Below are 11,985 nucleotides of genomic sequence, written 5' to 3'. Positions count from 1 at the left end.
GAGTGAATCCGGCCCGGTACTGTGGGGGCCATGACGCAGAACTTCGACGCGCACGCGGGCGAGCCGGTCACCCTGAGCAAGTTGCGCGCCGGCACCCTGGTGGGGGGATACCGGCTTCTGCGTCGCCTGGGCGCCGGGGGCATGGGCGTGGTGTGGGAGGCCACCGATGAGGGTGGGCGCCACGTGGCCATGAAGATCCTCCACCCGCAGATCGCCGCGGACCCCACGGCTCGGCGCCGCCTGGAGCGGGAGGCCAGCGTCCTGGCCCGCGTGAGGGACACGCGCGTGGCGCGCATCCTGGACATTGAGACCGGGGACGGCTCCCAGGGCATCACCTTCGTCATCACCGAGCTCATTGAGGGCCCCACCCTGCAGCACGAGGTGGAGCACGAGGGCGTCTACGACCTGACCACCGACGCCCGCGACCTGGCCGACCTGGCCCACGGGCTGGTCGACTCGCTGCGCGCGGTGCACGCTGCCGGTGTCATCCACCGCGACCTCAAGCCCTCCAACGTCATGCTCAGTGCGCAGGGGCCGGTTCTCATCGACTTCGGCATCGCCCAGGTGGCGGACGACGTCCGGCTCACGCAGACCGGGCAGGTCACGGGCACACCGGGATTCATCCCTCCGGAGATGCTCGACGGCGGGGAGCCGAATTCCGACGTCGACTGGTACGCCTGTGCCGGCGTGCTCCTGTTCACCGTCACCGGGCTGGCGCCCTTCGGTTCTGGCGCCTGGCAGGTGGTCTTCCGGCGCGTCTACGCGGGCACCCCGGAGCTGGGCAACCTGGAGGAGGAGAGCCCGGCGCTGGCGCGGGCGTTCACGGCGGCGCTCGCCCCCGAGGCGGACAACCGGCTGGACCCGGACGGTCTGCTGGAGGTGCTCGATGAGATCGCCGAGGGTGGGACCGGGCAGGAGGCGGTCGACCGGCTCCTGGGGCCCGAGGACGAGGAGCCGGAGTCCAGTGAGCTGGCGCGGAGCACCAGCACCTTCGTCTCGGGCTACGGCTCGGCCCCGGGTTCTCCTCGCGATGCTCGCAGCGCGACCTCGGCCTCCCCGGCCGCATACGGCAGTCCCGTCTCCGCGGCCTCCGGCGCGGAGGGCGGGTACGGTTACGCGACGCCGTCGGCCGCCTCCGGCGCTTCCGCACAGCCCCCGCCGGCCATTCCGCCGCGTTCGTGGCACCAGAGCGGTTCGGCGATGCCCTCGATGGGGGCGCAGTCAATGCAGTACGGCGTGGGTGCTCCTGCGCCTGCGGCCACGTCTGGTGCTTACCCGCGGCCGGCGCCGTCCGGGCAGGTGCCGATGTTCCCCTACTCGGGACAGCATCCGACGGCATATCAGCCCGGCTACTCCCGGGCCCTCGCCGGTCCGACGGCTGCGCCTGCAGGTGCGATGACCGGGGCGATGGCGGCGGGTTCCTCAGGTGCGCAGGTCCGCCGGTTCAACGCTCCCCGGCACCCGGGTGAGCTGCCTGATTGGGCGCAGGAGCCGGTGCGTCGCCCGCTGGCGATGCTGGCCCTGTGGTTCATGCTGTCCTCGATCGGGATCGTCAGACCGGGCTGGATGGCCATTGTCGGGGCGATTCTGACGGCGATCGCCGGTACTGTGGGCCGGGCCCAGGACGCTCGGCGCTGGAACCGGCTCCAGCGCGGCGGCACCGCTCCGTCGGACAACTCCCGCATGTGGGCAATGAGCCCGTGGTACCTGTTGCGCTCGCTGATATCTGTTGGCTTCGCTTTTCTCCTGGCCTTGGGGACCGCGACCGTCCTTCTCACGTTCTTCTACTCGGCGGGTGCGGTGAACGACGACGCCCCGATTCTCGGATCGTTCCCCCCCACTAGTCGCTACTACATCCTCTATTTCACCGAGATCGCCTCGTACCTTCTCATCCTGTGGCTGGCGCCGTGGGGGGCGGCGACGCGACGCGGTGGCGCACATATGCTCAACTCGTTCACCCCCAGCGACAGCGGCAGAAGGAACCTGGTGATGGGCATGCTGGGTGTTGGCGCCGTGTTCTTCATCCTGGCCTTCGCCGGTGCGCTGCCGATTCCGAATCTGACTCCCTTCGGGAGCTGAGATACCGCTTCGGCGGGTGACGCCGAGGTCCCTTGTGGCTTCCGCTTCCGGGACCAGGTGCAGTGGGAGCGTGGGGACCGTCAGTGATGTGGGTTGTGGTCAGCGGAAGAAGGGGATGCCTCCGAAGCGGGTGGTTTTGCCGCGGTAGGCCCGGATCGCTTGGACGGAGCACACCAGCACGTGGACCCCGACCATGACCAGCGCCATGATGATCGGGGTGCCCCACGGAATGAAGGACGGCGACTCATCGAAGTCGTTCGCAATGGAGACCACGGCGATCTGGATCACTATCAGAGCTACCTCCACCAGCAGCAGCGTCAGCCCCCAGCTCGCCGCCCGACGACGATTCGTCCGGGCCGGTTCCCGCAGATCCTTCTTGTCCCACAGGCCGATCACGATCATCGCCACCGCAGCCAGCAGCGCATTGAAGCCCGGCACAAACACCAGCAACCCGAACAGCCCCGCACCCCAGGCCTCAGCACCGGATGGGGCACGTACCTTGACGGGTGCCGGAGCCATCATCGGCGCAGGCACCATCCCGGGGGCCGGCGCACCTGGAGCCCCAGGCGCAGGGAAGGCTCCATACCCAGCCACTGGCCCCGACACGGATCGTCTCGCCGGGTCGACCTCCGGGGCCGACTCCAGCATCGTGTAGTAACCACCCGAGGACGTCACAGCCTCGGGTTCCCGCATCTCACTCACGCCTGCAACTCACTCACCAGCGCCATTGCCCTCAGGCTGGGCGGCCTCAGCCTTCTTCTTAGCCCGTCGCTCACGGTCACGCTGACGACGACGTTCCCGCCTCTCAGCCTCCTTGTGATAAGCGGCCGCCTTGGTTGCCATCCACTCCGGAATCCACTCCGGATCCCGAGGAAACTGATCCAGCTCAAACGCGGCATCACCATTCCCGACAGGTTCATCATCAATTTCCGGCTCACGCATCCAATCACACTCCTGATGCAGCACCCCCTCAGCAGCATCCACCCAAAAATGCGACCACAACCACGCACCGCGATGAGAATCGACCTGAGAGCGTCGAAGGTCGCGCACAATCAAACTAATATCACTAGGAAGATGAACTCTCGCAGACCCCTCAGGTGTATGAACCCAACAAATATAGCTACCCGCAAGCGCGATATAACTATATTCAAAATCAACTCGACTATAACCCTCTCGTTCAATCCATTCCAACAAGAGTGACTCGATCCGAGAAAACAAGCCAGCACTCAAGTCAATGGCCACATTCATCCACACTCACTCCTTCATGCTTTCCAATTGATTGGAGAACTCTGCTTGCTGAGGCATTCCCGTTCTATCGATCCACTAGTCACAGCGGAACGCCCTCGCTCATTACTTCGGTCCTCAGATCCCGATCTTCATCCAGTCGGGGATCGCGCCGGGGTCACGGGGGAAGACCTCCAGCTCCTTGGCGCAGTCCTCCGCCGTGTAGGGCGGGTCGAGGACCGGCTCGCGGTCATAGTCGAAGTCGGAGATGAGCTTGTATCCCTCGCTGCTCTTCATGGACAGCGCCGCCCAGGTCCAGGTCCCGCCACGGGGGTGGGCCATGAGCGCCCGCAGGCGCACGGCCTCACGGACCAGCTCAACGGGCATCTCGTTCTCGGCCCACTGGGCGCGGCGCAGAATGCCACGGGGCCTGAGCACGCGACTCGTCACGGCGGCGCGGGTCCCCACCCCCTCAACCTCCACCACGACCTCCTGGGCGTCTACGGACTGCATCCAGTTGCCCCAGTCGGTCGACATGTTCTGGAGCAGGACCATCTGGTCCTCCATCTGGCCACCCATAGGCCCATCCATCATGGTCACAATCCCCTCCAACCGGTCACTCCCGGACCGCTCGGTCTGATTCCCCCCGATTCTGCCCGACCCCGGCTACACGCGCCGGGACAACGACGACCGATGCGTCACAATCCGCCACCGGCAGACACCAGGCGTGGTTTCCTCCAGGATCCTCGGGCAGAATGACGTCACGACAGCAGTCACTCATTGACCATTCGTCTTCCTGGTCGTCCGCTCGTCACCGCACCACAAGGAGCACCGCGTGTCCACTAACCAGCCCCGCCAGACCAAGGCCCAGCGCCGCGAGGCCGCGCGCCTCAAGGCCAAGGAGCTGCGCGAGGCAGAGGCCCGCCGCGCGCGCCGCAACACGATCGCCCGTCGCAGCTTCATCGGAGGCGCGGGCGTGGCCGTGGCCGGCGGGCTCGGCTACCTGGCCTACCTCGGCGTCGACGCCAAGAAGAAGCCCAAGGGCTCGAAGTTCCCCGCACCGAACGAGGGCCTGGCCACCGCGAAGGCGAGTCAGAACGGTATCCCCAAGCAGGTCCTCTCGGACGCCTCCTGGACCTACGGCGAGGGCGCCGCTCTCGACACCGTCGCCGCCTCGGCCCCCGTCCTGGACATCTACTTCGACTACTCCTGCTCTCACTGCGCCCAGTTCGAGGGCGTCCACACCCAGGAGATCAACCAGCTCCTGAGCGACAAGAAGATCACCCTGGCCCTCCACCCCACCAAGCTCCTCGGCCAGGAGTGGACCAGCGTGGTCATGAACGCGATGGGCGTCGTGCTCGACGAGGCCCCGGCCCAGTCCCTGAGCTTCCACAACGCCGCCTTCGAGATCTTCTCCCAGTTCTTGCAGACCAAGGACCAGAGCAACATGACGGTGGAGGGTCTGGTCGCCGCCGCCACCAAGGTGAACGTCCCCAAGGAGGTCTCCGCCAAGTTCAAGGCGGCCATCGACTCCGACAAGTACAAGAAGTGGGTGGAGCTCGGCGACGAGGCCTTCAAGGCCAGGGAGCTGGAGGGCACTCCCACCGTCTTCTTCAAGGGGGAGAAGGTCGACCTGAACAAGCTCCAGACCCCGACCTCCCTGACCGAGCTCCTCACCGGTTCCACCGCGACGGCGCAGCCCACCCAGCAGGCAACTCAGCAGCCCACCCAGCAGTAGGGCTGATCCGCGCCGGAGCCCATCCCGGGCCCCTAAGGACCTTCTCGTAGGACCCGCGGACCCGGGCGCAGTACCGTCTCCCCCGGTTTCCCGCCCCGGGGCGGTCTGTGTCAGACTGTCCCACGCACCTGCGGCCGCCTGGCCGGCCGCGCGCCGCTTTAGCTCAGTTGGTAGAGCAGCTGTCTTGTAAACAGCAGGTCGTCGGTTCGAGTCCGACAAGCGGCTCCACTCATCACCCGTAGCCGTCCGGGGCCTGGCCGCTCCTGTCTCACCTGCCCCACGGCCCGGCCACGAGCGCACCACCGGGAGGGGACATGTCGGTGACCGCAGCACCAGCGGCGTCCTGCGCCCTCCACGACGCCGGCACCTGCCGCTCCTGCCCCCACCTGTCCCTGCCGTTGCCCGCCCAGCTGGCCGCCAAGCAGTCCCATGTCGCCGGCCTCCTGGCCGACCACGTCCCGGCCGGCCTGTGGCAGGCACCGGCCGCGAGCGCCCCCACCGGCTTCCGCAACAAGGCGAAGATGGCAGTGGCAGGGACCGCCGCCCACCCGACCCTGGGGATCCTCGACGGCGCCGGGTGCGGCGTCGACCTGCGCACCTGCCCATTGCACGCGCCTGCCATCGAGGCGGCCCTGCCGGTGCTGGCCGGCCTCATCACCGAGCTGGGCCTGCGCCCCTACGACGTGCCCACGCGCCGCGGCGAGCTCAAGTACGTCCTGGTGACCGCCTCGCCCGACGACGACCTCATGGTGCGCTTCGTCCTGCGCTCCCACCACCACCTGGAGCTGCTGCGTGCCGCCCTGCCTGACCTGCACCGGCGTCTGCCCCAGCTGGCGGTGGCCGCCGTCAACATCCAAAGCGTCCACCAGGCCGTCATCGAGGGGCCCGAGGAGATCGTCCTGACTGAGGAGGACCGTCTCCTCATGCGCCTGAGCCTGCCGTCACCGGAGCACGGCGGCCGGCCCGGTCGGCGCGGCAACGGCGTCGAGCTGCCCCTCTACCTGCCCACCCGCTCCTTCTTCCAGACCAATACGGCCGTGGCCGAGGCGCTCTACGCCACCGCCCGCACCTGGGCCGAGGAGGCCGGACCGGCCCGGGTGTGGGACCTGTTCTGCGGCGTCGGCGGCTTCGCCCTGGCCCTGGCGGCGCCCGGCCGCCGGGTGCTGGGGGTGGAGGTCTCGGCTTCGGCCATTGACGGGGCGCGTGCGGCGGCCGCCCTCATGGGCCTGGATCCCGCCCTGGTGCGCTTCGAGGCCGGGGACGCCCGCGTCCTGGACCCGGCCGCCCCTGAGGAGCGCGTCGCCTGGGCGCAGCGCCCGGATCTGCTCGTGGTCAACCCGCCCCGACGCGGGATCGGGGAGCAGCTGGCCGGCAGGATCGAGGCCTCCGGCGTGGAGCGGGTGCTCTACTCCTCCTGCAATCCGCGCACGCTGGCGGCGGACCTGACGCACCTGCCCTCGATGCGGGTGACGCGCTCCCGCCTGTTCGACATGTTCCCGCACACCGAGCACGCCGAGGTGCTCGTGGAGCTGGTGCGGGCCTGAAGGCCCTACTCGAGCTCGGCCAGGGCGGTACGCACGTCGGCCAGGGCGCTGTTGATGGCCTCCGCCTCGAAGGGGACCTCGAGGTCGCGCACGCGCACGGCCAGGTCGGCCAGATCCCGGGCCTCGGCGAAGCCCTGTCCGGCCAGGGTGCGCGCGGTGGTCACGGAGTCGGCCTGTCCGGCGCCGGCGGCCGCGGCCGCCTCGATGAGCTCGAGGATCGGGCCCTGGAGGACGCCGAGGTCCTCGGCCACGACATCCAGCTCGCCGCCCACCAGCTCGCGGCGCGCGTCGAGCAAGCCGACGCGCTGGGTCAGGTTGTCGGCGCCGTCGCTCAGCGCCGAGCACAGCTCGGTGAGGCTGCCGACGGCGTCGTTGGCGTCGACCTCGTCCTGGCCCTCGATGATCTGGACGGCGAAGATCCCGGCGGCCAGGTTGTGCAGGCGCGCCAGGGCGATGCGGAAGCTCACCGAGTCCAGGTCGCCGCGCAGCGCCTCGATCTGGCTGCTCAGCGGGTGGAGCTGCTCGGAGCACTCCAGGACCAGGGCGTCGACCTGCTGGCAGCGCGCGGCGACGTCGTCGGCCTGCTCGCCGTGCCCCAGGACCTCGACGTCGGCGCCGACGGCCCGCATGGCCTCGCGCAGCGCGCCCAGACGGGCCGAGAGGGCCTCGATCTCGCCGGCCCGCTTGCCCAGGAGGTCGACGAGCCGCTGCCCCTCCTGGAGGATGCCGACGAGCCCGGCGGTCTCGGCCTCGATCCGGCTCATGGCGTCCAGGATCCGGGCCACGGGGCCGTCGGCCTGCGGGCTGTCGGGGATGCCGACGCCGTGGGCGAGCAGCTCGCCGACCTCGGCGACCAGCACCCGGCGGGTGAAGTCGATGGCGTCGGCGTACCCCAGGGCCTGCAGCTCGGCCTGGAAGGCGGCCTGCCCTGCGGCGGCCACCTCCCGGCGGGTGGAGCCGGCCGCGGCGGAGGCCTCCTCGACGTCACGGACCCGGGCGTAGGCGGCCTCGACGTCGTCGCGCAGGTCGGTGAGCATCGGCAGGGTGCGCACGGACAGGTAGCCGGAGCCGGAGGGGACGATCGTGGCGAAGACGCGGTAGTGGCCGTCGTCGGAGGAGCGGTTGGTGATGTAGGCGCTGGCGGCCCGGCCCGCCTCGATGGCGTCCCAGATGGATCGGAACAGGCCGGCGGGCATGTCCGCGTGCCGCACCACGTTGTGGGCCCGCCCCACCAGGGCGCCGCGCGGGTAGCCGGACAGGCGCATGAAGGTGGAGTTGGCGCGGCGGATGCGCCCGTGGGAGTCCGTGGTGGAGAAGAAGAGCTCGTCGGCGGCGAAGACGTGCTCGACGGGAGCTGCGGACTCGACCATGAGTGACCTTCCTTGGGGCTGCAGCGGCTGCGGGGCGTTGTGGGACCTTGGTCGGAAGCCTACTCTTGACCGGCCTTCGAGGCCGCCGATCCCGGCGGGAGGACGCGTCACAGTGAGCGAGACCGGATCGGGCCGTTTTCTGCCGATCGAGCAGTCGTGGACGGACGCCTGAGCGGGCCCGCCGGCAGCCGCCCGGGGATGACTCCCCATGATGGAACCGCACCAAGGCCCTGACAGGTCCAGGCGGGCTCCCTAACCTGGCTTCATGACCCCGCCTGACCCCATGAGACTCTCCGCCTCCGACCACTGCGGCCCGACCCGCCGCCAGCTGCTGGCACTGGGCGCCCTGGTTCCCGCAGCAGTGGCACTGCTGGGCGGCTGCTCCTTGGCATCGGGCAATCAGCTGACCTCCAAGGTCACCCATGAGACGGTCCATCCCTCCGACGTCCCGTCCCAGGTGACTGGCGCGGCCGCCGCCTGTGACCAGCTCGGGGGCAAGCTCCTGACCCACTACCTCAAGGCCGACCCCGAGACGACGGCGATGGCCTCCCCGCTCAGTCTCGCCCTCCTCCTGGCGATCCTGGCCGACGGCGCAGGCGACGCCAAGGCCCAGGGATTTGACGCGCTCCTGGGGCTCTCGGGTGAGGACCGTGACCGGGCCTGGTCTGCCATCCAGAACTCCCTGAACCGCCACGACGGCGACCTCAAGGGCTTCGACCCGGACAAGATCCCGGCCAAGCCGCTCGTTCACCTGGCCAACCACGTCCTCATCGCCGACGAGAAGAAGTTCAAGGTCGAGCAGGCCTACCTCGACACGGTGCTGCACTGGTTCTCCGCCGAGATCGAGCAGGTCGGCGTGGGCTCCATGAAGGAGAACCTCGACAGCTGGGCCTCGCGCAACACGGCCGGCCTCATCCCGAGCAGTGGCATCAAGGTCACCCAGGACACCCGCCTGGTGGTGCAGAACGCACTGCTCTTCGCGGCCCAGTGGGACTCCCCCTTCAAGGCCGAGGGCACCGAGCAGGAGGACTTCACACTCGCCGGGGGCAAGACCGTCAAGGCCGACCTCATGAACGGCAAGCACAACATCCCCTACGCCACCGGGAAGGGGTGGGCGGCGGTGCGCCTGAACTACGCCAGCGGCGAGGACGGCAGGGACTCCGACCTCGCCCTCGACGTCGTCCTGCCCGACGCCGGCACCCTGCCCGGCGCCATGGGTGCCGGAACGTGGGCGGAGGCCTCCAAGGCCCTGGACGCCGCGCAGACCCGCGAGGTGCTGGTGTCCCTGCCCAAGCTGGACCTCACCTCCCAGCCCAAGGAGCTCCTCACGTTCCTCATGGAGCAGGGGCTCAAGCCCGAGGGCCTGGACCGGATCGCGCCCGAACTCGCACTGACCCAGGTCGTCCAGCAGATACGCCTCGTCCTGGACGAGGAGGGCACGGTCGCGGCCGCTCTGAGCGAGGGCGCAGCAGTGGAGATGGCGGCACCGGCGGAGCAGATCAAGCCGATCGAGTTCACGGTGGACCACCCCTATGTGCTGCGGCTGCGGGACCTGACCAGCGGCACCGCACTGCTGGAGGCCGCCGTCATGGATCCCACCCTCAAGACGGTCGGCGCCTCGGCCAGCGCCTCGGCCTGACCGGGCCGCCTTCTGCCGACCGGGGTGCACCGGTGGATTCTTCCGGTCGGTGGGACGTCTCGCCGCCCGGAGCGCATCCAGGCGGTAGGCTCCGGGGCTGACAGAACCGTCGCGGGATCCGCCCGCTCGGCCCGCAGCCTCTTTCCAACCAGCAGGAGAACTCCTCATGACCGTTGAGCTCGTCACCACCTCCAGCCCGGAGATCGTCGAGGCCATGGAGCGCCTCATCCCGCAGCTCTCCCGCAGCGCCCCGGCGCTGAGCGCCGAGCAGTGCGAGGCCTTCATCGCTCAGGAGGGGGTATTCCTCTTCGTCTTCCGCCCCGAGGCCGAAGCCGGCCAGAGCGCCCCGATCCTGGGCATGCTCACCCTGGCGACCTTCACGATCCCCACGGGCCTGCGCGCCTGGGTGGAGGACGTCGTCGTCGACGGCGAGGCCCGCGGTCAGGGTGCCGGGCAGGCCCTTGTGGAGGCCGCCGTCGAGTACGCCGGCAAGATGGGGGCGCGCACCGTCGACCTCACCTCACGCCCCTCGCGCGAGGCCGCCAACCGCCTCTACCGCCGCTCCGGCTTCGAGCTGCGGGAGACCAACGTCTACCGCTACGCCCAGGTCTGAGCAGCCAGGCACGCCCCCGCTGAGCAGCACTCCCCCGCGGCCTCCTCACCGCCTCCTCTCCACCATCGCCACATCACTTCGACAGAATCTTCATACATGACGCGGAGCCGCGTCGCTTGTGAAGATTCTGTCGAAGTGCGAGCGCGAGGTGGCGGGTGTGCCGACGTGGTGGGTGCGCAGGCAGCCGGTCGGAAGCAGCCTGCGGGGTGCGCACCCACCGTCCGCGTGCCTTCAGGCCAGGAGGGCGTCGATGAAGGCGGCCACGCTCGGGGTGGTGCGCCCACCGGTGGCCTCGACGACGTCGCCCGGGGCGCCGACCATCGCGCAGGGAACATCGGCCCGCTCGAACATCGAGATGTCGTTCCAGGAGTCGCCCACGGCGGCCACCTCACTGATCTCCTCGCCCTGATCGGCCAGGAGCGCGGCGAGCCGGCCCAGGCCCGTCCCCTTGGACTCCCCCGCCGCCGTGACGTCCACGAAGCCGGTCGAGCGGGTGCAGCTGATGCCGTCGACGGCCTCCTCCAGGCCGCGGACCAGCGCCGCGGCGGCCCGGGCATCGGGGATGTACAGCGGCATCGAGGTGATCCCCAGGCCCGCGACCTGCGACAGGGGCGCCGCGGTGAAGCGGTCGGGCGGCGTGCGCTGGTCAGTGGACAGGCCGATCGGGTCATCCAGCACGTAGTCGCGCTCGAGGGTTGAGGCGAACACGGAGACGGGGGCCTGAGCGATGTCGCCGATCGCCCGGACCACCTCCCGCACCTGATCGGCCTCAAGCATCCGGGTGCGATGCACCTGACCGGCCGCGTCGATGACGGTCGTGCCCGTGGCGCACACGGCGTAGTCGTAGTCCAGGCCGATGGACGTCGAGGCCCGGGCCACCTCGACGGCGTGCTGCACCAGCCGCACCGAACGCCCCGTGGCCAGAACCAGGAGGTTGCCGGCCTCGCGCCAGCGCACGAGGGCCTCGGCGTCGGCCTGCCCGACGACGTGGTGGAAGACGAGGGTGCCGTCAAGATCCGTGGCGAGCAGACGCATGCCGGCGAGCATAGCTCGCGCTTCCCGAGCCCGCCCCGCGCGTCGGTACATCGATGCCTCAACACTTCGACAGAATCTTCATACACGACCCGGAGCCGCGTCATTTGTGAAGATTCTGTCGAAGTGTGGGCCTAGATCGTCGGTCGCCCCATGAGGGAGTCGATGAGGTCGGCGAGGCTGGAGACCGTGCCATCGCACTGGGCCACCACCTCCGGCGGCGACCAGGGCAGGGCGTAGGAGTGGTCGGCGGCCTGGTGCATGGAGATGTCATTCCAGGAGTCCCCGATCGACCAGGTCTCCATGGGCTCCGGCGAGCACGAGCCGACGCCGAGCCCCACCGAGCCACCGGCCGGGACCTCTCCAGCCTCCCCGGCATCGCCGGACGTCTCCGGGGCGGGCGGCTCAGCAAGGCTCGCCACCAGCTGCCTGAGACCCGCCCCCTTGGAGGCCGAGGCGGGCACGACGTCGATGAAGTCCTGGTTGCGGAAGCCCACCGCCTGCCCCTCCCAGCGCCGGTGCAGGTAGGTCTCGGTGCGCGCGGCCATCTCCGGGTCGGTGAAGCGCATCGGCACACCGATGAACTCGCGCCCGTCCAGCTCTCGCCGAGTGGCCGGCCGGAACAGGGTCAGCAGCTCCGAGCCGGAGCCGATCGTGTCGTAGACGAGCAGGTCCTCGTCCAGCCCGGTGGTGAAGACGGTGACGCCCGGCGCCCCTTCAACGAAGTCGAGGATGTCCTCGACGAC

Annotated in this window: 11 protein-coding genes and 1 tRNA gene; 6 read left to right on the top strand and 6 right to left on the bottom strand. The window is 69.5% G+C overall.

Translation table 11 applies throughout. The features are described 5' to 3' along the window. The first annotated feature begins 30 nt into the window (after positions 1–30). Positions 31–2,079: a serine/threonine protein kinase gene (locus BKH28_RS08945; protein ID WP_075418474.1), complete on the top strand. Its 2,049-nt coding sequence runs from the start codon at positions 31–33 to the stop codon at positions 2,077–2,079. A 99-nt stretch (positions 2,080–2,178) separates the two neighbouring features. Here the strand turns inward: BKH28_RS08945 and BKH28_RS08940 are convergent, their stop codons facing one another. The 3 genes from BKH28_RS08940 to BKH28_RS08930 form a co-directional block, all read right to left on the bottom strand. Then, positions 2,179–2,616, bottom strand: coding sequence for a hypothetical protein (locus BKH28_RS08940; RefSeq protein ID WP_256695602.1), 438 nt, complete (start codon positions 2,614–2,616; stop codon positions 2,179–2,181). Positions 2,617–2,790: 174 nt separating this feature from the next. Then, a complete protein-coding gene (locus BKH28_RS13845; RefSeq protein ID WP_075418472.1) occupies positions 2,791–3,327 on the bottom strand; it encodes a hypothetical protein in 537 nt (178 codons plus the stop codon). 114 nt (positions 3,328–3,441) lie between these two features. Beyond that, entirely contained in the window at positions 3,442–3,882 is a 441-nt protein-coding gene (locus tag BKH28_RS08930; RefSeq protein WP_256695600.1) for a hypothetical protein, read from the bottom strand. A 256-nt stretch (positions 3,883–4,138) separates the two neighbouring features. Here BKH28_RS08930 and BKH28_RS08925 point away from each other — a divergent pair, with 256 nt between their 5' ends. The 3 genes from BKH28_RS08925 (at position 4,139) to BKH28_RS08915 (ending at position 6,585) form a co-directional block, all read left to right on the top strand. Next, positions 4,139–5,041, top strand: a complete 903-nt coding sequence (locus BKH28_RS08925) for a DsbA family protein (protein ID WP_075418471.1) — start codon at positions 4,139–4,141, stop codon at positions 5,039–5,041. A 152-nt stretch (positions 5,042–5,193) separates the two neighbouring features. Next, positions 5,194–5,269: transfer RNA gene (locus BKH28_RS08920), tRNA-Thr, on the top strand. A gap of 86 nt (positions 5,270–5,355) precedes the next feature. After that, the gene (locus BKH28_RS08915) at positions 5,356–6,585 is read left to right on the top strand and encodes a methyltransferase domain-containing protein (protein ID WP_075418470.1); all 1,230 of its coding nucleotides are present in this window, start codon (positions 5,356–5,358) and stop codon (positions 6,583–6,585) included. A gap of 5 nt (positions 6,586–6,590) precedes the next feature. Here the strand turns inward: BKH28_RS08915 and BKH28_RS08910 are convergent, their stop codons facing one another. Next, positions 6,591–7,955, bottom strand: coding sequence for a PAS domain-containing protein (locus BKH28_RS08910; protein WP_075418469.1), 1,365 nt, complete (start codon positions 7,953–7,955; stop codon positions 6,591–6,593). Between the two features lie 283 nt (positions 7,956–8,238). Between BKH28_RS08910 and BKH28_RS08905 the strand changes: the two genes are divergently transcribed. Together BKH28_RS08905 and BKH28_RS08900 are read left to right on the top strand one after the other, a co-directional pair. Further along, positions 8,239–9,594 carry a serpin family protein gene (locus BKH28_RS08905; protein WP_075418468.1) on the top strand — a complete coding sequence of 452 codons (1,356 nt, stop codon included), beginning with the start codon at positions 8,239–8,241 and terminating at the stop codon, positions 9,592–9,594. A 166-nt stretch (positions 9,595–9,760) separates the two neighbouring features. Beyond that, positions 9,761–10,207, top strand: coding sequence for a GNAT family N-acetyltransferase (locus tag BKH28_RS08900; RefSeq protein ID WP_075418467.1), 447 nt, complete (start codon positions 9,761–9,763; stop codon positions 10,205–10,207). Positions 10,208–10,438: 231 nt separating this feature from the next. On the opposite strand, the gene BKH28_RS08895 is transcribed toward BKH28_RS08900, so the two are convergent. After that, the gene (locus BKH28_RS08895; RefSeq protein WP_256695594.1) at positions 10,439–11,242 is read right to left on the bottom strand and encodes an HAD family hydrolase; all 804 of its coding nucleotides are present in this window, start codon (positions 11,240–11,242) and stop codon (positions 10,439–10,441) included. A gap of 131 nt (positions 11,243–11,373) precedes the next feature. Further along, the coding region (locus BKH28_RS08890) for an HAD family hydrolase (protein WP_256695592.1) at positions 11,374–11,985 on the bottom strand (612 nt) is incomplete at its 5' end.

It is taken from the genome of Actinomyces oris, from assembly GCF_001937665.1.
Classification (GTDB): domain Bacteria; phylum Actinomycetota; class Actinomycetes; order Actinomycetales; family Actinomycetaceae; genus Actinomyces; species Actinomyces stomatis.
Note: the sequence above shows the minus strand (reverse complement) of the source record. Positions and strands in the feature narration are given on the sequence as shown.

Excerpts from the sequence above, each read along its gene's own strand:
- BKH28_RS08905 (WP_075418468.1), top strand. The coding sequence starts at position 8,239 with ATGAGACTCTCCGCCTCCGACCACTGCGGCCCGACCCGCCGCCAGCTG.
- BKH28_RS08930 (WP_256695600.1), bottom strand. The coding sequence starts at position 3,882 with ATGGGTGGCCAGATGGAGGACCAGATGGTCCTGCTCCAGAACATGTCG.
- BKH28_RS08945 (WP_075418474.1), top strand. The coding sequence starts at position 31 with ATGACGCAGAACTTCGACGCGCACGCGGGCGAGCCGGTCACCCTGAGC.
- BKH28_RS08895 (WP_256695594.1), bottom strand. The coding sequence starts at position 11,242 with ATGCGTCTGCTCGCCACGGATCTTGACGGCACCCTCGTCTTCCACCAC.
- BKH28_RS08915 (WP_075418470.1), top strand. The coding sequence starts at position 5,356 with ATGTCGGTGACCGCAGCACCAGCGGCGTCCTGCGCCCTCCACGACGCC.
- BKH28_RS13845 (WP_075418472.1), bottom strand. The coding sequence starts at position 3,327 with ATGAATGTGGCCATTGACTTGAGTGCTGGCTTGTTTTCTCGGATCGAG.
- BKH28_RS08900 (WP_075418467.1), top strand. The coding sequence starts at position 9,761 with ATGACCGTTGAGCTCGTCACCACCTCCAGCCCGGAGATCGTCGAGGCC.
- BKH28_RS08910 (WP_075418469.1), bottom strand. The coding sequence starts at position 7,955 with ATGGTCGAGTCCGCAGCTCCCGTCGAGCACGTCTTCGCCGCCGACGAG.
- BKH28_RS08940 (WP_256695602.1), bottom strand. The coding sequence starts at position 2,616 with ATGGTGCCTGCGCCGATGATGGCTCCGGCACCCGTCAAGGTACGTGCC.